20 protein-coding genes are annotated in these 19,161 nt (G+C 71.7%); 8 read left to right on the top strand and 12 right to left on the bottom strand.

The window, feature by feature from the left end:
* The first annotated feature begins 2 nt into the window (after positions 1–2).
* Together ACFYUZ_RS03025 and ACFYUZ_RS03020 are read left to right on the top strand one after the other, a co-directional pair.
* Positions 3–863 carry a deoxyribonuclease IV gene (locus tag ACFYUZ_RS03025; protein WP_389305748.1) on the top strand — a complete coding sequence of 287 codons (861 nt, stop codon included), beginning with the start codon at positions 3–5 and terminating at the stop codon, positions 861–863.
* Positions 864–947: 84 nt separating this feature from the next.
* A complete protein-coding gene (locus ACFYUZ_RS03020) occupies positions 948–1,577 on the top strand; it encodes a DUF4396 domain-containing protein (RefSeq protein WP_389305746.1) in 630 nt (209 codons plus the stop codon).
* 31 nt (positions 1,578–1,608) lie between these two features.
* Here the strand turns inward: ACFYUZ_RS03020 and ACFYUZ_RS03015 are convergent, their stop codons facing one another.
* Positions 1,609–2,265, bottom strand: a complete 657-nt coding sequence (locus tag ACFYUZ_RS03015) for a sulfite oxidase-like oxidoreductase (protein ID WP_389305745.1) — start codon at positions 2,263–2,265, stop codon at positions 1,609–1,611.
* 178 nt (positions 2,266–2,443) lie between these two features.
* Between ACFYUZ_RS03015 and bfr the strand changes: the two genes are divergently transcribed.
* Entirely contained in the window at positions 2,444–2,920 is a 477-nt protein-coding gene (gene bfr / locus ACFYUZ_RS03010; protein ID WP_041128810.1) for a bacterioferritin, read from the top strand.
* A gap of 16 nt (positions 2,921–2,936) precedes the next feature.
* Here bfr and ACFYUZ_RS03005 read toward each other — a convergent pair whose 3' ends face one another.
* Together ACFYUZ_RS03005 and ACFYUZ_RS03000 are read right to left on the bottom strand one after the other, a co-directional pair.
* Positions 2,937–3,185 (bottom strand): bacterioferritin-associated ferredoxin, encoded by a 249-nt coding sequence (locus tag ACFYUZ_RS03005; RefSeq protein WP_389305743.1) that lies wholly within the window; start codon positions 3,183–3,185, stop codon positions 2,937–2,939.
* Between the two features lie 122 nt (positions 3,186–3,307).
* Entirely contained in the window at positions 3,308–4,660 is a 1,353-nt protein-coding gene (locus ACFYUZ_RS03000; RefSeq protein WP_389305742.1) for a class II 3-deoxy-7-phosphoheptulonate synthase, read from the bottom strand.
* A 168-nt stretch (positions 4,661–4,828) separates the two neighbouring features.
* On the opposite strand from ACFYUZ_RS03000, the gene ACFYUZ_RS02995 reads away from it, so the two are divergent.
* The 3 genes from ACFYUZ_RS02995 to ACFYUZ_RS02985 all read left to right on the top strand — a co-directional run bounded on the left by ACFYUZ_RS02995 (position 4,829) and on the right by ACFYUZ_RS02985 (position 9,759).
* On the top strand, positions 4,829–7,630 hold the full coding sequence (locus ACFYUZ_RS02995) for an N-acetylmuramoyl-L-alanine amidase (RefSeq protein WP_389305740.1): 2,802 nt from the start codon (positions 4,829–4,831) through the stop codon (positions 7,628–7,630).
* A gap of 94 nt (positions 7,631–7,724) precedes the next feature.
* Entirely contained in the window at positions 7,725–7,781 is a 57-nt protein-coding gene (locus ACFYUZ_RS02990; RefSeq protein ID WP_101392327.1) for a trp operon leader peptide, read from the top strand.
* 106 nt (positions 7,782–7,887) lie between these two features.
* On the top strand, positions 7,888–9,759 hold the full coding sequence (locus tag ACFYUZ_RS02985; protein ID WP_389305739.1) for an anthranilate synthase family protein: 1,872 nt from the start codon (positions 7,888–7,890) through the stop codon (positions 9,757–9,759).
* Here the strand turns inward: ACFYUZ_RS02985 and ACFYUZ_RS02980 are convergent.
* The 4 genes from ACFYUZ_RS02980 to ACFYUZ_RS02965 all read right to left on the bottom strand — a co-directional run bounded on the left by ACFYUZ_RS02980 (position 9,756) and on the right by ACFYUZ_RS02965 (position 13,506).
* Positions 9,756–10,754: a 2-hydroxyacid dehydrogenase gene (locus ACFYUZ_RS02980; protein WP_389305738.1), complete on the bottom strand. Its 999-nt coding sequence runs from the start codon at positions 10,752–10,754 to the stop codon at positions 9,756–9,758. The genes ACFYUZ_RS02985 and ACFYUZ_RS02980 overlap by 4 nt on opposite strands.
* 86 nt (positions 10,755–10,840) lie before the next feature.
* On the bottom strand, positions 10,841–11,488 hold the full coding sequence (locus ACFYUZ_RS02975) for a response regulator (protein ID WP_389306258.1): 648 nt from the start codon (positions 11,486–11,488) through the stop codon (positions 10,841–10,843).
* Between the two features lie 20 nt (positions 11,489–11,508).
* A complete protein-coding gene (gene macS, locus ACFYUZ_RS02970) occupies positions 11,509–12,729 on the bottom strand; it encodes a MacS family sensor histidine kinase (protein WP_389305736.1) in 1,221 nt (406 codons plus the stop codon).
* Positions 12,730–12,759: 30 nt separating this feature from the next.
* Positions 12,760–13,506 carry a 1-acyl-sn-glycerol-3-phosphate acyltransferase gene (locus ACFYUZ_RS02965; RefSeq protein ID WP_174518248.1) on the bottom strand — a complete coding sequence of 249 codons (747 nt, stop codon included), beginning with the start codon at positions 13,504–13,506 and terminating at the stop codon, positions 12,760–12,762.
* 172 nt (positions 13,507–13,678) lie between these two features.
* Between ACFYUZ_RS02965 and ACFYUZ_RS02960 the strand changes: the two genes are divergently transcribed.
* Both ACFYUZ_RS02960 and ACFYUZ_RS02955 read left to right on the top strand, forming a co-directional pair.
* Positions 13,679–14,461 carry an alpha/beta hydrolase gene (locus tag ACFYUZ_RS02960; protein ID WP_389305734.1) on the top strand — a complete coding sequence of 261 codons (783 nt, stop codon included), beginning with the start codon at positions 13,679–13,681 and terminating at the stop codon, positions 14,459–14,461.
* Positions 14,454–15,107 carry a hypothetical protein gene (locus ACFYUZ_RS02955; protein ID WP_389305732.1) on the top strand — a complete coding sequence of 218 codons (654 nt, stop codon included), beginning with the start codon at positions 14,454–14,456 and terminating at the stop codon, positions 15,105–15,107. The genes ACFYUZ_RS02960 and ACFYUZ_RS02955 overlap by 8 nt, the downstream gene beginning before the upstream one ends.
* 10 nt (positions 15,108–15,117) lie before the next feature.
* Here ACFYUZ_RS02955 and ACFYUZ_RS02950 read toward each other — a convergent pair whose 3' ends face one another.
* From ACFYUZ_RS02950 to ACFYUZ_RS02930, 5 genes are all read right to left on the bottom strand, one after another.
* Positions 15,118–15,861: an endonuclease/exonuclease/phosphatase family protein gene (locus tag ACFYUZ_RS02950; RefSeq protein WP_389305731.1), complete on the bottom strand. Its 744-nt coding sequence runs from the start codon at positions 15,859–15,861 to the stop codon at positions 15,118–15,120.
* A 78-nt stretch (positions 15,862–15,939) separates the two neighbouring features.
* Positions 15,940–16,881 (bottom strand): ROK family glucokinase, encoded by a 942-nt coding sequence (locus tag ACFYUZ_RS02945; RefSeq protein ID WP_389305729.1) that lies wholly within the window; start codon positions 16,879–16,881, stop codon positions 15,940–15,942.
* A 66-nt stretch (positions 16,882–16,947) separates the two neighbouring features.
* Positions 16,948–17,409 (bottom strand): DUF5304 domain-containing protein, encoded by a 462-nt coding sequence (locus tag ACFYUZ_RS02940; RefSeq protein ID WP_389305727.1) that lies wholly within the window; start codon positions 17,407–17,409, stop codon positions 16,948–16,950.
* A 44-nt stretch (positions 17,410–17,453) separates the two neighbouring features.
* Positions 17,454–18,575 (bottom strand): ArsA-related P-loop ATPase, encoded by a 1,122-nt coding sequence (locus tag ACFYUZ_RS02935; protein WP_389305725.1) that lies wholly within the window; start codon positions 18,573–18,575, stop codon positions 17,454–17,456.
* A 90-nt stretch (positions 18,576–18,665) separates the two neighbouring features.
* A complete protein-coding gene (locus tag ACFYUZ_RS02930) occupies positions 18,666–19,106 on the bottom strand; it encodes an SRPBCC family protein (protein WP_030693933.1) in 441 nt (146 codons plus the stop codon).
* Between the last annotated feature and the right edge of the window lie 55 nt (positions 19,107–19,161).

Genomic DNA, 19,161 nt, shown 5'->3' with positions numbered 1-19,161 from the left:
CCATGCGCAACCCCGTCGGCGGCCACGTCCCCGTGGCCGGTGGCCTCGCCACGACCGGCCTCGGCTACGCCCGTGAGCTCGGCGCCGAGACCGTGCAGGTCTTCGTCGCCAATCCGCGCGGCTGGGCGACCCCGGTCGGAAACCCGGCCCAGGACGAACGCTTCCGGGCCGAGTGCGAGGCCGAGTCGATCTCGGCGTGGGTGCACGCCCCGTACCTGATCAACTTCGGCTCCCACACCGAGGCCACCGTGGAGAAGTCGGTGGAGTCGCTGCGGCACTCGCTGCGCCGGGGCCGGGAGATCGGCGCCAAGGGCGTGGTGGTGCACACCGGCTCGGCGACCGGCGGCCGGCCGCGCGAGGTGGCTCTCGCCCAGGTGCGGGAGCGGATGCTGCCGCTCCTCGACGAGCTGACGCACGAGGACGATCCGTACCTGCTCCTGGAGTCGACGGCGGGCCAGGGCTTCTCGCTCTGCTCGCGGACCTGGGACTTCGGCCCGTACTTCGACGCGCTCGACCACCACCCGAAGCTGGGCGTCTGCCTCGACACCTGTCACATCTTCGCGGCCGGCCACGACCTGGCGGGCCCGCACGGGGCGGCGCAGACGCTGGACCTGCTGGTGGACACGGTCGGCGAGGGGCGGCTGAAGCTGATCCACGCCAACGACTCGAAGGACGTCGTGGGCGCGCACAAGGACCGGCACGCGAACATCGGCGCGGGTCACATCGGCGAGGAGGCCTTCGGGAGACTCCTGCGGCACCCGGCCACCGAGAACGTGCCGTTGATCATCGAGACCCCGGGCGGCAAGGAGGGGCACGTCGCCGACATCGAGCTCCTGAAGAAGCTCCGCGAGCGCCGAGGTTGATCATCTCCCCTTGAGGAATACCCTAGGGGGGTATACGGTTCCTAGCGATGGCAGGAACCGTACACGAGGCTGGGGGCACCTCTCATGGAACACGAAGCGCACACACACCACGGTCATGAAGGCCACCAGGGTCACCAGGGCCCCGAAGGCCACGCAGGTCACGCCGGGCACTCCGGCCACGCAGACCACACCGGTCACGCGGGTCACACCAGCCACACCGACCACCAGAGCCACACCGGCCATGAGGGCCACGCCGACCATCACACCCCCGGCGGCGGCGTCTCCTGGGCCATGGCCGCCCAGGCCACCCTGCACTGCCTCACCGGCTGCGCCATCGGCGAGATCCTCGGCATGATCATCGGTACCGCCTTCGGCTGGGGCAACGTGCCGACGATGGTCCTCGCGATCGTCCTGGCCTTCTTCTTCGGCTACGCCCTCACCCTGCGCGGCATCCTGGCCGCCGGCGTCGACTTCAGGACGGCCTTCAAGGTCGCCCTCGCCGCCGACACCCTCTCCATCGCCGTCATGGAGATCATCGACAACGGCGTCATCGCCCTCTGGCCCGGCGCCATGGACGCGCACCTCGACGAGCCGCTCTTCTGGATCGTGCTCGCGATCTCGCTCGGCATCGCCTTCCTGCTGACCACTCCGGTCAACAAGTGGATGATCGGCCGCGGCAAGGGCCACGCGGTGGTCCACCGGTACCACCACTGAGCGGACGCCCCCGGCAGGCGGCCCGGAGCTCCTACAGCTCCGGGCCGTCCCCCGGTTCCTCCTGGTACGAGTAGCGCTGCTCCGTCCACGGATCACCGAGGTTGTGGTAGCCGCGCTCCTCCCAGAAGCCCCGGCGGTCGGCCGCCATGTACTCCACGCCCCGGACCCACTTGGGCCCCTTCCAGGCGTACAGGTGCGGGACGACGAGCCGCAGCGGGAAGCCGTGCTCGGCGGTGAGCAGCTCCCCGTCCTTGTGGGTGGCGAAGATCGTGCCGTCGGCGGCGAAGTCGGCGAGCCGCATGTTGGCGCTGTATCCGTACTCGGCCCAGACCATCACATGCGTCACATGGGGTGCGGGCGGGGCGAGCTCCAGGATCGTGCGGGCGGGGACACCACCCCATTCGGCCCCGAGCATGCTGAACTTCGTGACGCAGTGCAGATCGGCCACGACCGTGGAGAACGGGAGGGCCGAGAACTCCTCGTGGTTCCAGCACCGCTTGTCGCCGTCGGCGGTCGCCCCGAAGACGCGGAACTCCCAGCGGTCCGGCTTGAACTTGGGGACGGGCCCGTAATGGGTGACCGGCCAGCCGCGCTGCAGCCGCTGCCCCGGAGGCAGATCCGGCGGAGAGTCCGGCGAACGATCCGGCTGACCCGCTTCCCGGTGTACTCCGCTCTCCGGCTGACCCATGTCCTCCATGGTGACAGACGGCGAGGGGTGGTCATGACCAAGCGACCGTCCGGGCGGCACGATTCGGGCAAGGACGACTAAGCCTGCACTTACTGGACGCCCCCCATTCGGGGTGCGAGGATGCGGCCATCCCGCCCGGTGACGGCGTGGACACGTAACGTGGAAGGAGCCTGGAGCGATGCAGGGCGACCCCGAGGTCCTCGAGTTCCTCAACGAGCAGCTGACCGGCGAGCTGACGGCCATCAACCAGTACTGGTTGCACTACCGCATCCAGGACAACAAGGGGTGGACGAAGCTCGCCAAGTACACCCGCGAAGAGTCCATCGACGAGATGAAGCACGCGGACAAGCTGACCGAGCGCATCCTGATGCTCGACGGCCTGCCCAATTACCAGCGACTCTTCCACGTGCGGGTGGGGCAGACCATCACCGAGATGTTCCAGGCGGACCGCCAGGTCGAGGTGGAGGCGATCGACCGCCTCAGGCGCGGGATCGAGGTCATGCGCGCCAAGGGGGACGTCACGTCCGCCAACCTCTTCGAGGAGATCCTGGCCGACGAGGAGCACCACATCGACTACCTGGACACGCAGCTGGAGCTGATCGAGTCCCTGGGTGAGGCGCTGTACCTCTCGACGCTGATCGAGCAGCCCAGCTAGGAACCGCCCGGAGGTCCTAGGCGGCTTCCCGGAGCTCCGCGACCGTCTCCGCCGTCAGGGCGGGCACGCCCTGGTCCAGGAGCTCGCGTCGCGGGCAGCTGCCGCGCCCGAGGATGGCCTGGATCCGACGGACGCAGGAACCGCAGTCCGTGCCGGCCTTGGAGGCCGAGGCTATCTGGCGGGGCGTGCACGCGCCCGCGTCCGCATGCTCCTTGACCTGCTTCTCCGTGACACCGAAGCATGAGCAGACGTACACGCGGTTCACCTCCCGCCGAGATCGTTAAGGCTAACCTAACCTTACCTGGCGGCCCGGAGCCCCGAAAGCCCCGGAGACGACGATGGGGCACGGATCACAGCGATCCGTGCCCCGTCCCCGTAGGAACCCACTCACTGATCGCGGTACATCTCCGCCACCAGGAAGGCCAGGTCGAGCGACTGGCTGCGGTTGAGCCGCGGGTCGCAGGCCGTCTCGTAGCGCTGGTGCAGGTCGTCGACGAAGATCTCGTCGCCGCCGCCCACGCACTCGGTGACGTCGTCACCGGTGAGCTCGACGTGGATGCCGCCCGGGTGGGTGCCCAGCGCCTTGTGGACCTCGAAGAAGCCCTTGACCTCGTCGAGCACGTCGTCGAAGCGGCGGGTCTTGTGACCGGAGGCGGCCTCGAAGGTGTTGCCGTGCATCGGGTCGGTGACCCAGGCGACGACCGCACCGGAGGCGGTGACCTTCTCGACCAGCTCGGGGAGCTTGTCGCGGACCTTGTCGGCGCCCATGCGGACGATGAAGGTCAGACGGCCCGGCTCGCGGTCCGGGTCGAGACGGTCGATGTACGTGAGCGCCTCGTCCACCGTGGTGGTCGGGCCGAGCTTGATGCCGATCGGGTTGGCGATCTGCGAGCAGAACTCGATGTGCGCGTGGTCCAGCTGGCGGGTGCGCTCACCGATCCAGACCATGTGGCCGGAGGTGTCGTACAGCTTGCCGGTGCGCGAGTCCGTACGGGTCAGGGCGCCCTCGTAGTCGAGCAGCAGCGCCTCGTGGGAGGCGTAGAACTCGACGGCCTTGAACTCGGCCGGGTCGGTGCCACAGGCCTTCATGAAGTTCAGGGCGTTGTCGATCTCGCGGGCGAGCGCCTCGTAGCGCTGGCCCGACGGGGACGACTTCACGAAGTCCTGGTTCCAGGCGTGGACCTGGCGCAGGTCGGCGTAGCCACCGGTGGTGAAGGCACGGACCAGGTTGAGCGTGGAGGCGGAGGCGTTGTACATCCGCTTCAGGCGCTCGGGGTCCGGGACGCGGGCCTTCTCGTTGAAGTCGAAGCCGTTGACGGAGTCGCCCCGGTAGGTCGGGAGCGTCACGCCGTCGCGGGTCTCGGTCCCCTTGGAGCGGGGCTTCGAGTACTGGCCGGCGATGCGGCCGACCTTCACCACGGGCACGGAGGCCGCGTAGGTGAGGACGGCGCTCATCTGGAGCAGCGTCTTGAGCTTGGCCCTGATGTGGTCGGCGGACACGGCGTCGAATGCCTCGGCGCAGTCGCCGCCCTGGAGCAGGAACGCCTCGCCACGGGCGACGGCTCCCATCCGGGCGCGCAGCTGGTCGCACTCGCCGGCGAAGACGAGCGGAGGATACGACTCGAGGTCCGCGATCACATCGCGCAGAGCCTCGGCATCGGGGTACTCGGGCTGCTGCGCCGCGGGCAGGTCTCGCCAGGTCGCCTTGGCGACGGCGTGGGAATCAGCGTTCACGGTCACAAGCACCACAGTAAGGGGTTCTTCGTCCGGTCCTGTCCCTCTGCCCAGTGGCTGAGACGCGCGTCTCGAACCCCTGTCCGAAATGTCCCCCGAAGATCTTCACGCCACCGAGTGGTGTTACCCTGCGGCCCGTTTGACAAAAGCAAAGTCGAGTTCACAGGGGTGGGCGTGACCCAGAGGCACCGCAGGGATCGCAAGAAGAAACGGCTCTTGTACGGAGCGGCGGCTGCTGTCGTCGCCACCGCCACGATCGGCACCATCGCGGTCGCCTCGCCGGGCCTCCTCGGCGCGACGGGCGACAAGCCCGGGGGTGACCCTTCCCTCCAGGCGCAGTTCGCAAACGCGGCCCGCGAATTCGATGTCCCGCAGAGCGTGCTGATGGCGGTGTCGTACCGCCAGACGCGGTGGGAGTCGCACGAGGGGCAGCCGAGCACCACGGGCGCGTACAACGTCATGGGTCTGACGAAGGTCGACCCCGAGGACGTGGAGCAGGACACGGACGAGCACCTGCTCGACCTGATGAACCGCAGCGGCGACCCGCGCGTCGAGAAGCGGTTCGACGGGAAGAAGGCGCTGGCCGGCCTCCCCGCGGCGAAGAAGAAGGTCGACACCTCCGACCCGACGCTGCACACGCTCGACAAGGCCGCCGAGCTGATCGACGGCTCGACCGAGTCCGTGCAGAACGACAGCGCCGCCTCGATCCGCGCCGGTGCCGCGCTCCTCGCCGAGTACCAGAAGCAGGCCGGCGCCGAGCTGTCCGACGACCCGGGCGACTGGTACCCGGCCGTGGCCCGCTACAGCCAGTCCGAGGACCGCAAGGGCGCCGACCTCTTCGCGCAGCGCGTCTTCGAGTCCATCAGGACGGGCGAGCGCGAGATCACCGCCGAGGGCGAGCAGGTCGTCCTTCCGGCGGACCCGTCGGTGGAGCCGGTCAAGCCGTCGAACGTGCCGCTGGCGGCGAGCTTCACGGCCACGACCGACACCCCGACGGCCGAGTGCCCCTCCGGCCTCGCCTGCACCTTCATCCCGGCCGCCTACTCGCAGAACGACGGCAACTACAACATCGCGAGCCGTCCCGCGAACGGCTTCGACGTCCGCCAGATCGTCATCCACGACATCGAGGGCACCCACGACGGGGCGGTCTCCGTCTTCCAGAACCCCCTGAGCTACGCCAGCGCCCACTACATCGTGCGCGCCGACGGCCGCGTGACGCAGATGGTGGAGACCAAGAACGAGGCGTACCACGCCGGCAACAAGACCCTCAACATGCACTCGATCGGCATCGAGCACGAGGGCTACGCCATCAAGGGCGACGCCGGCTGGTACACCGAGCCGGAGTACGAGTCCTCCGCGGCCCTCGTGAAGTACCTGGCCGCGAAGTTCTCCATCCCGCTGGACCGCGAGCACGTCATCGGCCACGACGACGTGCCGAGCATCCTGGACAGCCCGCGGCAGGACCACTGGGACCCGGGCCCGTTCTGGGACTGGAACCACTTCATGAGCCTGGTGGGCGCCCCCACCGGTGCCGGTGGCGCGGGCGCCCCGCTCCAGGCCGGGCAGCTGGTGCGGATCGTCCCGCCGTTCACCTCGGCCAACCAGCAGTCGATGAAGTACACGGAAGGGGGCGTCGCCAAGACCACCCCGGCGCTGCCGGTCAACTTCGGCTACCTCTACTCGGAGCCCGTGGCCGACCAGACCAAGGCGCTGACCGACCCGTACTTCTCCTCGGACTGGCAGTCCGGCTCCAACTGGGCGAACAAGGTCACGGCCGGCAGCACCCACGTCGTCGCCGAGTCGCGCACCGACTGGACCGCCATCTGGTACGGCGGCAAGAAGGCCTGGTTCCGCAACCCCGGCGGGCAGTACACGGCCCCCGTGAGCGGGAAGACGGCCATCACCGCCAAGGACGGCGCCACCTCGATCCCGGTCTACGGCCGCGCCTACCCCGAGGACGCCGCCTACACGGGCACCGGCGTCCCGGTCCAGGCCAACAACAACGCCTCGCTGACCAAGTACAGCCTCCCGGCCGGGCAGTTCTACGCGAAGGCCGGCGACGCCGTCCCGGGCGACTACTACTACAGCGCCTACAACACCGACGGCACCCGCGTCGTCGGCACGACCAACCTGTTCATCCCGATCCGCTACAACCACCGCCTGGCGTTCGTGAAGGCGAGCGACGTCAAGGAGGTCGCCGGCAAGGCGCCCGTCTCCGCGACCAACCGCTACAACCTGCTCGCCCGTGACACCTCCGGTGTCCTGTGGCAGTACCAGGGCACCGGCAGCGTCTCCGCCCCCTACCTGACCCGGTACCGGATCAGCGCCGGGTGGAACACGTACAACACCGTGACCCCGATGACCGCCCTGCGGGCGGACGGCACCGGCGACGTCATGGCCCGGGACACCACCGGCGTCATGTGGTACTTCCCGGGCAGCGGGAACCCGTCGATGCCGTTCAAGTCGAGGATCAAGGTCAGCGCGGGCTGGCAGATCTACGACCGCATGGTGGGCGTCCGCGACATCACCGGCGACGGCAAGGCCGACCTGCTGGCGCGCGAGCCCTCGGGCAACCTGTGGCTGTTCAAGGGCACCGGCACCCCGGCGACGCCGTTCGCCCCGCGGGTGAAGGTCAGCGCCGGCTGGACGATCTACAACCAGCTGGTCGGCACCGGCGACCTGACCGGTGACGGCAAGCCCGACGTCATGGCGCGCGACACCTCCGGCAACATGTGGATCTTCAAGGGCACCGGCACGAGCACGCTCTTCTCCCCCCGGGTGAAGATCAGCGCGGGCTGGCAGACCTACAACAGCCTGGTCGGTCCGAGCGACCTGACCCGCGACGGCAAGGTCGACTTCACCGGCCGTGACAGCACGGGCGTGCTGTGGACCTTCCCGGGCACCGGCACCAGCACCCTCTTCGCGCCGCGCGTGCGCGTCGGCGGCGGCTGGCAGATCTACAACCTGATCTTCTGATCCCACGGATCACTCGATCGTCCGGGGCCCGGCCCGCACCTCCACGGTGCGGACCGGGCCCCGTTCCCGTGCCCGGTTGCGTTACAGTGCTCGCATGTTCGCGCACTCGAACCAGAACTGGTGGTGGACCGCTCATCCGGCGGCCCACTGACTGCGCGTATCCACGACCACGCGAAGGCCGCCCGAGGGGCGGCCTTTCTCGTACCCGCGAGGCCGTTCCTCTCCGATCCGAAGCTCCCGGAAGGAACACGCCCCTCATGGACCTCTCCCGTCTCCTCGACGACTCCTGCCCTCCCTTCGCCCTGCTGCGCCGCCGCACCCCCGGCCGTGACCACGACACCGTCGAGGTGCTGATCGGCCGGGTCCACGAGGCCGAGCGCCTCGCGGAGCTGCCGGTGGGCCCGATGCCGACGCTCGCCCTCGTGCCGTTCCGGCAGATCCGGGAGCGCGGCTTCGACGTGCGGGACGACGGCACCCCGCTCTCCGTGCTCGTCGCCGACGAGGCGCACGAGCTGCCGCTCGCCGAGGCCCTGGCCGCGCTGCCCTCCCATGACGTACGGGTGGAGGGCGGCGGCTTCGACGTCTCCGACGAGGCCTACGCGCGGACCGTGCGACGGGTCGTCGACGAGGAGATCGGCTCCGGCGAGGGCGCGAACTTCGTGATCCGGCGCACCTACACCGGTGAGATCCCGGGCTTCGGGCGCGCCGACGCGCTCGCCCTGTTCCGGCGGCTGCTCGCGGGCGAGCGGGGCGCGTACTGGACGTTCGTCGTGCACACCGGGGAGCGGACGCTCGTCGGTGCGAGCCCCGAGGTGCACGTCCGGATGTCGGGAGGGACGGTCGTGATGAACCCGATCAGCGGCACGTACCGCTACCCGGCCGGGGCGGCCCCGACCGCCGAGGACCTGCTCGCCTTCCTCGCCGACCGCAAGGAGACCGAGGAGCTCTCCATGGTGGTGGACGAGGAGCTGAAGATGATGTGCACGGTGGGCGACATGGGCGGGGTGGTGGTCGGGCCGCGCCTGAAGGAGATGGCCCACCTCGCGCACACGGAGTACGAGTTGCGGGGCCGGTCCTCGCTCGACGTGCGGGAGGTGCTGCGGGAGACGATGTTCGCGGCCACGGTGACCGGGTCGCCGGTGCAGAACGCCTGCCGGGTGATCGAGCGCCACGAGGAGGGCGGCCGGGGATACTACGCGGGCGCGCTCGCGCTGCTCGGCACGGACGCGAGCGGGGCCCAGACGCTGGACTCCCCCATCCTGATCCGCACCGCCGACATCGCCGCCGACGGCCGGCTGCGGGTGCCGGTGGGGGCCACGCTGGTGCGGCACTCGGACCCCGAGGGCGAGGTCGCCGAGACCCACGCCAAGGCGGCGGGCGTCCTCACGGCCCTGGGGGTCCGGGAGGGGCGGCCGTCCGGCCCGTCGGCGCCGGTGCCGCCGCGGCTCGCCGACGACCCCCGGGTGCGGGCCGCGCTCGACGCGCGACGCGCGGACCTCGCGCCGTTCTGGCTGAAGATGCAGGCCCGGTCCGCGGAGCTGTCCGGGCACGCGCTCGTGGTCGATGCCGAGGACACCTTCACGGCGATGCTGGCGCACGTCCTGCGCTCCTCCGGCCTGGAGGTGTCGGTGCTCCGCTACGACGAGCCGGGGCTGCGGGAGCTGGCCCTCGCCCACGAGGGCCCGGTCGTCCTGGGGCCCGGGCCCGGGAACCCGTCGGACGCCGCCGACCCGAAGATGCGCTTCCTGCGCGGCCTGACGGCCGAGCTGGTGCGGGACCACCGCCACGGGCTGCTGGGCGTCTGCCTCGGGCACGAGCTGATCGCGGCGGAGCTGGGCCTGGACATCGTCCGCAAGCGGACCCCGTTCCAGGGGGCGCAGCTGCGGATCGACCTCTTCGGCCAGGAGCAGACGGTCGGCTTCTACAACAGCTTCACGGCGCGGTGCGACGACCGGACGGCGACGGAGCTGGCGCTGCACCGCATCGAGGTGAGCCGGGACGCGGAGACCGGCGAGGTGCACGCCCTGCGCGGGCCGGGCTTCGCGGGCGTGCAGTTCCACCCGGAGTCGGTGCTCACGACGGACGGGGCCGCGCTCACCGCCTCCCTGCTCGCGGGCGTGCTGGTCTAGGAGGCCCTCGGCACCAGGACGTTCTCGCTGCGCCGCCCGGCGGTGTGGTCGAGGACGTTCTGGAGGGTGGTGTCGATGATCTGGGTGACCGCCTCGACCGTGTAGTAGGCCTGGTGGGAGGTGACCACCACGTTCGGGAAGGTGACCAGGCGGGCCAGGGTGTCGTCCTCGACGGCCTCCAGGGACTTGTCGAGGAAGAAGAGTCCGGCCTCCGCCTCGTACACGTCCAGGCCGACGCCGGTGAAGCGGCCGGCGCGGAGCTCGGCGACGAGGGCCTCGGTGTCGACGAGGCCGCCGCGGCTGGAGTTCACCAGGATGGCGTCGTCCTTCATGGCCTTGAGGGCGGCGGCGTCGACGAGGTGGTGGGTGGCCTCCACGAGCGGGACGTGGAGGCTGATGAGGTCGGCCTCGGCGAGGAGCCGCCTCTTGTCGACGTACTTCATGCCGAGTTCCACGCAGGCGGGGTTCTCGGCGACGTCCCAGCCGAGGAGCCTCATGCCGAAGCCGTGGGCGATGCGGGTGAAGGCCTCGCCGATCCTGCCGGTGCCGAGGACGCCGACGGTACGGCCCCGCAGGTCACGGCCCATCAGTCCGTCGAGCCGGAAGTCGAAGTCGCGGGTCCGGTTGGAGGCGCGGACGATCCGGCGGTTGACGGCCATGGCGAGGGTCCAGGCGAACTCGGCGACGGAGTACGGCGAGTAGGACGAGACCCGGGCGACGGTGAGGCCGAGGCGCTCGGCGACGTCCAGGTCGATGTTGTTGAAGCCGGTGGAGCGCTGGGCGATCAGCTGGGTGCCGCCGGCCGCGAGGGTCTGCAGGACCCGGTGGTTCAGGTCGGCGTTGACGCTGGTGGAGACGACCTCGTAGCCGGCGGCGATGGGGGCGGTGTCCTCGTCGAGGAAGACGTCGAGGCAGCGGACGTCGTGGTGTCCCGCGAAGGCCTTCGCGAGGAGGGGCTTCTCGTCCGCCTGCACACCGAACGCCAGGATCTCCACGGGATTCCCCTCTTCGTCACGACGGGCCGCATATGCACGAGTACACGAATATCGCGAATATACGGCCCTTCGTCCCTCCCGGCGCCTCAGGCGTCGTCGAGGCCGCGCTCGATGGCGTACCGGACGAGCTCCACCCTGTTGTGCAGCTGGAGCTTGCCCAGGGTGTTCTGGACGTGGTTCTGCACCGTGCGGTGCGAGATGACCAGGCGCTCGGCGATCTGCTTGTAGCTGAGCCCCTTCGCGACGAGCCGCAGGACCTCCGTCTCGCGCTCGGTCAGCTGCGGGGCCTTCGGCTCGTCGGCGCCGGTCGCCGGGGCGGGCTCGGAGGCCAGCCGGCGGTACTCGCCGAGGACCAGTCCGGCCAGGCCCGGCGTGAAGACGGGGTCGCCGACGGCCGTCCGGCGGACCGCGTCGATCAGCTCCTCCGTACTGGCCGACTTGAGGAGGTAGCCCGTGGCGCCGGACTTGACCGCCTCCAGGACGTCGGCGTGCTCGCCGCTCGCCGACAGGACGAGGACCCGCAGCTCGGGCCGGCCGCCGACGAGCTCCTTGCAGACCTGGACCCCCGGCTTGACCGGCAGGTTCAGGTCCAGGACGAGGACGTCGGGTCCGGCCGCGACGGCGCGGCGCACGGCCTGCTCGCCGTCGCCGGCGGTGGCGACCACGTCGAAGCCCGCTTCGGCGAGGTCGCGGGCGACCGCGTCCCGCCACATCGGATGGTCGTCGACGACCATCACCTTGATCAGCTGCTCGCTCACTTCTCCCCTGCCTTCCCCCGCGGGACCTTCAACTCGACTTCCGTGCCCTGGCCCGGGACCGAGATCAGCTCGGCCGAGCCGCCCAGGTCCCGCAGTCTCCCCCGGATGGACAGGGCGACGCCCATCCGGCCCTCGCCCCAGGCCTCCGCGAGGCGGCCCTCGGGGATGCCGGGGCCGTCGTCCCGGACGGTGACGATCACCTCGTCCGGCCAGTCCTCGATCAGGACCCACGCGTGCGCGTCCTCGCCGGCGTGCACCCGGACGTTGTCCAGGGCGGCACCGGCGGCGGTGGCCAGCTCACGGGCGGCGGCCGGCGGCAGCAGCACCGGGGCGCCCGGCTCCGAGAGGGTGACCCGGGCCCCGGCGCGCGGGGCGAGCAGGACGCGGAGGTCGACGGGCGCGTCGTCCGCGCCATAAGGGGGATCGTCGTCGACCTCGACGACCCGGACGAAGGCGCCCTCGGACTCGTCCTCGGAGACCAGGCTGGGCCGGGTGAGGCCGCCCGCGACGAGGGTGCGGAGGGCGATCTCCTGCTCCCCCGCCATCCGGCCGAGCTCGGCCGCCTCGCCGCCGAGCGCGGTGCCGCGCCGCTGCACCATCGCGAGGACCTGGAGGACGCTGTCGTGGATGTCGCGGGCGAGCCGCTCCCGCTCCCGGGTCGCGGCCTCGATCTCCAGGGCGCGGGCGAGGGTGCGCTCGGAGGCGCGGGCGACCTCGACGACGTAGCCGATGGCGATGGAGGCGACCCAGACGAGGAGGACGTTGTGGAAGGTGTCCCGGCTGGGGTGGCCGCGCTCGACGATGTTGGCGACGGCGACCAGGGAGGAGGCTACGCCGGCCCAGCGCCAGCCGCCCTTGATGGCGTAGGCGAGGACGGAGCCGGCGGTCCATATCGACGGCAGGGTGGGGCCGTCGACCGACTGGGCCTGGGCGTCGGCGAGCGGGGTGAGGAGGATGCCGACGAGGGCGACGGTGAGGTCGGCGACGAGGAAGCGTTTGGTGCAGCCGGCCGCGTTCGCCACCTTGGGGAGGGTGGCGAGGGTCCAGCAGCACAGCACCGCCAGGTAGACGACGGCGATCCAGGGCCGCTCGTACCGGTCGCGGCCGAAGCCGAAGATCAGGACGGCGTAGACCATCGTCAGGACGCGGTAGCCGGTCAGCGCCCGCCACAGCGGCTGCTCGACCGACATGCGCACGACACGCTCGCGCTTGGCCATCTCCCCCACCCCCGTGTCCCCCGCGGGGACCTACGCGCCGGACTCTTCCCGAGCGGCGATCTCGGCCTTGACGGCCTCCTTGGCCGCCTTCTCCGCCTCCGCGATCTGCCGCTTGGCGGCCGTCGCGTAGATGTCGACGTACTCCTGGCCGGACAGCTTCATGATCTCGTACATGACCTCGTCGGTCACCGAGCGGAGGATGAAGCGGTCCCCCTCCATGCCCTGGTAGCGGGTGAAGTCCAGCGGCTTGCCGATCCGGATGCCCGGACGCATCAGCTTGGGGACGACCTTGCCGGGCGGCTGGATCTTCTCGGTGTCGATCATGGCGACCGGGATCACGGGCGCGCCGGTGGCCAGGGCGACGCGCGCCAGACCGCCGGGCTTGCCCCGGTAGAGGCGGCCGTCGGGCGAGCGGGTGCCCTCGGGGTAGATGCCGAAGAGGCCGCCGCCCTCGATGACCTCGATGCCGGCCTTGATGGCGGCCTCGCCCGCGCCGCGGGCGCCCGAGCGGTCCACCGGGAGCTGGCCGACGCCCTTGAAGAAGGCGGCGGTGAGCTTGCCCTTCACACCGGGGGTGGTGAAGTACTCGGCCTTGGCGATGAAGGTGACCTTGCGGTCCAGGACCGCGGGCAGGAAGAAGGAGTCCGAGAAGGACAGGTGGTTGCTCGCGAGGATCGCGGGCCCCTCGGCGGGGATGTTCTCCAGGCCCTCCACCCAGGGCCGGAAGGCGAGCTTCAGGGACCCTCCGATGGAGAACTTCATTGCGCCGTAGATCAACTCGCCATGCCTTCCGTGTGCCGTCGCCCCGACTTTATCCCGTACCGGCGTACGCCCCCGGCTACGGCCCTGGTCGGTGTCGGTCCGGTCGCGTACCGTGAAGGTCCTTCCCCATATTCCGTCGCTCCGGCGCACCCGAAGACGCCGGAGTCGCAACGAACAGGAGACCCCGGTGCCGGTCCTTCCCGGAGCCGAGCCGTACCGCCACGAAGGCGGAGAGGTCGGCGTCCTTCTCTGTCACGGATTCACCGGTTCCCCGCAGTCGATGCGTCCGTGGGCCGAGTACCTGGCCGAGCGCGGCCTGTCGGTGTCGGTGCCGCTGCTGCCGGGCCACGGCACCCGCTGGCAGGACATGCAGCTCACCACCTGGCACGACTGGTACGCGGAGGTGGACCGGGCCCTGGGCGAGCTCCTGGAGCGGTGCCGGACCGTCTTCGTCTTCGGCCTCTCCATGGGCGGGGCCCTGGCACTGCGGCTGGCGGCCCAGCACGGGGACGCCGTGAAGGGCATCGTCCTGGTCAACCCGGGGAACAAGGTGCACGGCGTGGCGGCGCACGCGCTGCCGGTCGTCCGGCATCTGGTCCCCTCGACGAACGGGATCGCGAGCGACATCGCCAAGGAGGGCGTGAGCGAGATCGGCTACGACCGGGTGCCGCTGCACGCGGCGCACTCCCTGCGGCGGTTCTTCCGGACGGTGGACGCGCAGCTCCCCCAGGTCACCCAGCCGGTGGTACTGCTCCACAGCCCCCAGGACCACGTCGTGCCGCCCGCGGACTCGGCCCGGATCCTCTCCCGCATCTCCTCGACGGACGTCAAGGAGGTCCTGCTGGAACAGAGCTACCACGTGGCGACGTTGGACCATGACGCGGAGCGGATCTTCGACGAGAGCCTGGCCTTCGTCGAGCGTCTGGCCCCGGAACTGGTCGACGGGAAGGGGAGCAGGAGCGGTGGCTGAGCAGCAGGACGGCGACGGGCGGGAGCCGCAGCCCATCGACGAGGAGGCGGCCTGGGCCGCGATCGTCGCCGGGTACGGCGAGGAGCCCGCGGACCCTCCGGGGACGAAGCCGTTCCGGCCCGTCGAGAACCTGTCGCTGCCGGAGCCGGAGGACGGGGAGGACGAGGCCGCCGGGGAGATCCGGCCCGTGAAGGGCACGGCCTGGAAGCCGAGGCCGAAGCCCGTGGAGCCCGCGCCGGAGGACGGCGGGCCGGAGGAGGAGAAGCCGGAGGCGGGTCCCGAGCGGCCGGCGCTCGGCAGCTCGATCGTGTTCGCGCCCGGGGTGCGGACGGGCGGCCCCCGGGACTACTCGCCGGCCGAGCCGGACGACGCGGCGGGCGGCGCCGACGAGGGCCACTTCGTCCCGCCGGAGCCGCCCCCGCTGCCCGAGGCGGACACCACCACCAAGTTCGCCTGGCTCGCGGTCGTCGGCGGCCCGGTCCTGATGCTGCTCGCCGTCCTGCTCCAGTGGGACATGACCTGGTGGCTGACGACGCTCTGCGTCGGCGGCTTCCTGGGGGGCTTCGTCACCCTGGTGGCCCGCATGAAGCACGACGACGACGATGACGACGGCTTCGACGACCCGGGACGCGGGGCGGTGGTGTAGCCGCCGGGACTCAGGTCGCGGGGACGCGGACCGCCGCCAGCACCGGGAGGTGGTCGGTGGCGGCCCGCAGGTCCGTGGGGTCGAGGTCCGTGGGGACTCCGCAGCCGAGGAACTCGACGCCCGGGGTCGCCAGGATCGCGTCGATGCGCTGGTGCGGGTCGGCGGGGGTCGAGGTGTACTCGCCGCCCCAGGGGCTGACCGCCCAGCCGTCCTGGAGCTCCTCGGTGAGGCGGGTGAAGGCGGGACCGCCGGGGCGTTCGTTCAGGTCGCCGGCGACGAGGACGTGCGGGGTGCCGAGGGCGGCGACCCGGTCGAGGACCATCCCGGCCTGGGCGTACCGCTCGTCCTTCCGCAGGCTCAGATGGCAGCTGACGAGACCGAGCCGGGCCCCGGCGAAGCGGACGACCGCGGTCGCGAGGCCGCGCCGGTGCAGGCCCGGCGTGAGCGGCAGCAGGACGTCCTCGGTCCGCTCCACGGTGGCCCGCAGGGAGCAGAGCAGGAGCGGCCCCGCCGCGGTGGCGCCGCCGCTCAGGACGACGAGCTCGCTCTTGGCGGCGAGCCGGGCCGCGTGTTTGCGCCAGCGGAAGAAGCGGGGGGCCTCCTGGACGAAGACGAGGTCCGGGGCGCAGGCGCGGATCACCCGGGCGAGGGCGTCCTCGTCGTCGCGCATCGAGCGGACGTTGTAGCTCATGACCCGGAGGACGGCCGAACCGTCGCTCTCGGTGCGGGAGTTGGGCAGCTCACTGATCGCCATGACGGTCAACATACGACGACCGCCCGTCGCGTCCGAGAGGACGCGACGGGCGGTCGTCGTACGGCTCCGTACGGGGGCTCAGCCCTGGCGGGCCAGGTCCGCGGCGCCGACCAGGCCGGCCTTGTTGCCGAGCTGGGCCGCGAGGACCTGCGCGTGCGGGCGCCACCGGCCGCCGATCAGCCAGCGCCGGAAGGACTTGCGGATCGGGTCGAGGACCAGGTCGCCCTCGTCGGAGACGCCGCCGCCGACGATGAACGCGGACGGGTCGAAGAGCGAGGCCAGGTCGGCGAGACCGGCGCCCGCCCAGCGGGCCAGCTCGCGGAAGGAGTCGATGGCCACCGGGTCGCCCGCGCGGGCGGCCTCGCTGACGTGCCGGCCCTCGATGCCCTCCGGGGTGCCGTCGCCGAGGCCCAGGAGGATCTCCGCGCGCTCCGGGGTGGCGTTGGCGCGCTGCTTGGCGTACCGGACGAGCGCGCGCCCGGAGGCGTACTGCTCCCAGCAGCCCTGGCTGCCGCAGCCGCACAGCAGGCCGTCCGGGACGACCCGGATGTGGCCGAACTCGGCGGCCACGCCGAAGCGTCCGCGGCGCAGCTTGTTGCCGATGATGATGCCGCCGCCGAGACCGGTGCCGAGGGTGATGCAGATGACGTCCTCGTGGCCCTGGCCCGCGCCGAAGCGGTACTCGCCCCAGGCCGCCGCGTTGGCGTCGTTCTCGACGACGACGGGCAGACCGACCCGCTGCTCGACCTTGTCCTTGAGCGGCTCGTGCCGCCAGTCGATGTTCGGCGCGAAGAGGACGGTGGCACGCTTGTCGTCGACGTAGCCCGCGGCTCCGATGCCGACGGCCTCGATCGAGTGGCCCTTGCCGGCCTCGGACACGGCGGCGCAGATGGCGTCGACGATGCCTTCGGGGGTCGGCGGGGTGGGCACGGTGTGCGTGTCGAGGATGTTGCCCTCCTCGTCGACCACGCCGGCCGCGATCTTCGTGCCGCCGATGTCGACGCCGATGGTGAGTCCCATGTGTCCCTCAGTTTTCGGTCGAGCCCCGCTAAGGCCCACCGTACCCGAGGGGAGGTGCCCCACCGATCAGTCGAGGTCGATGTGCTGGCCGGTTCCGGGCCCCCCGTCGTCCTTGCGGGGGGCGTCCGGGTCGGCGTCCCGGCGCGGGTCGTCGTCCTCGGGTACGGCGCCGCCGCGGGCCCAGCGGCTCTCGTGGCCCTCGACGGCGGAGCGGTAGGCGGCGAGCAGCTCGCTGCCGGCGGCGGCGAGGTGGTCGAAGACCTGCGGGTTGCGCTCGATGACGGGCTCGACGGCGGCCTTCGCCTGGTTGACGAGCTGCTGCACGGTCTGCGCGGCGGTCTGCGCGGCCCGGCCGCCGAGGAGCGGGTTCCCGAGACCGCCGGAGACCTTGTCGGCCACGGCCTCGAAGAGCCGGCGGAACTCCTCCGCGGGCGAGCCGGGCTCGGTCGCGTGCCGCGCCCGGCGGCGGGCCTTCTCCGCCTCCAGGTCCTCGGCACAGGCCTTGGCCCAGGCGTCCGAATCGCTCATGGCGTACTCCTCAATGGCTGCGTACTTCGACGGTACACGCCGCCTCAGGGGGTGCGGGGCCAGAGCCCGGGGTCGGGCGTGAAGCGCACCCGGAGGTCGCCGTCGACGAGCCCGGCGCCGGTGACCGTGCAGCGGCGCAGGGCGCCCGGCAGCGGGACGCCCCGGCGGAACGCGCCGACGGTCAGGAGCAGTTCGTCGCCGCGGCGGACGAGCGAGAGCTCCTCCTTGACGGCCCCCGGCAGGGGGATGTGCCAGACGAGGACGCCGTCGTCCTCGCGCCGGTCCTCGACGGTCCACTCCGGGACGGGGACGGGGGCCGGCTCGGGCCGGAGGGGTGCGAGGAGGACCAGGTCCTCGGCTCCGCGCGGGGCGCGGCCCAGGTGCGGGAGCTCGTACAGCCCGTCGGTGGCGGTGCGGAGCTCCGCGAGGTGCCGGTGCTGTTCGGCGGTGAGCCCGGCCAGCCACGGGTCCTCGGAGCCGGCCGGGAGGATCCGGTTCGCGACGACGGCGTCGAGGGCGAGGCGCCGGACGGCGAGACCGAGCCGGGCGGTGCGCAGGGCGCGGGCGGCGGCGGGGCCGGGTTCGAGGACGAGGCGGACGGTGGTGGCGGGGTCCTCGACGACGGCCTGGACGGCGGCGAGCTCGGCCTCCCAGCGGGCCGTCGTCTCGTACAGCCACTGCGCGGGCATGGGCACGCCGGCGAGCTGGGCGAGCATCGGGCGCAGGGCGCGGGCGGCCTGGCGCTCCGGCGGCAGCAGGCGGCGCAGGTAGCGGCGGAGCTGGGCGGGCAGGGCGAGGAGGGCGAGGGCTTCGTCGAGCGGGGGCAGATCGACGACCGTGAGGTCGTGGTCGCCGGCGGCGGCGTCGCGCAGGGCCCGCAGCAGGGCGAACGGGCGGCTGCCGGGGAGCTCGGTCAGCTCGGCGTCCTCGAAGGGTGTGGCTCCGAGCAGGTCGAGGGCGGCGGCGGAACGGGCCTGGAGGGCGAGGAACTCCCGGCGGAAGTCGGCGCCGGGCTGCGGACGCAGGACGCGGAGCCCCTCCACGGGCTCCGCGTCCTCGGAGACGAGCAGCACCCGACGCCCCGCCCGCGCCTCGGCGAGTGCGGTGGCGGCGGCCAGGGTGGTGCGCCCGGCGCCGCCGGGACCGGTGACAAGGATGATCCGCATGGGCCCGAACTTACCGGGCCCCGTCGTGGGCGGTCGTTCCGCCGGGGCGACCGCCCGCGCGAGGGCGGGGGCGGGCCCGTGAGCGGAGCGTCACGCACCCGATTCGACGCGCTTCTTCAGGCCGTCCAGCGCCCGGTCGATGATGACCTTCTCCGCCTTGCGCTTGATCATGCCGAGCATGGGGATCTTGACGTCGACCGTCAGCTGGTACGTCACCTCGGTGCGGTCGCCGCCGAGCGGCTTCAGGAGGTAGGAGCCGTCGAGGGAGCGGAGCATCTGGGACTTGACGAGGGTCCAGCTGACCTCGTTGTCCCCGGTCCAGGTGTACGCGAGGGTGTGGTCGTCCCTGATGGCGCCCGCGTCGAGGAGGAGGCGGACCTTCTCCGCGCGTCCGGCGTCGTCGGCCTGGAGGACCTCGGCCTCCTTCACCTCGCCGGTCCATTCGGGGTAGCGGGCGAAGTCGGCGATCACGCTCATGACGTCGGCCGGCGCCGCCTCGATGGTGATGCTCGAGCTGGTGTGTTCGGCCATCGCGGTGGCTCCTCCACTGTGCGGTCCGGCGGAAGCGAAAGGGCACAGACGTGCC

This window comes from Streptomyces sp. NPDC004266 (assembly GCF_042874095.1).
In the GTDB taxonomy this organism is placed as follows: domain Bacteria; phylum Actinomycetota; class Actinomycetes; order Streptomycetales; family Streptomycetaceae; genus Streptomyces.
Note: the sequence above shows the minus strand (reverse complement) of the source record. Positions and strands in the feature narration are given on the sequence as shown.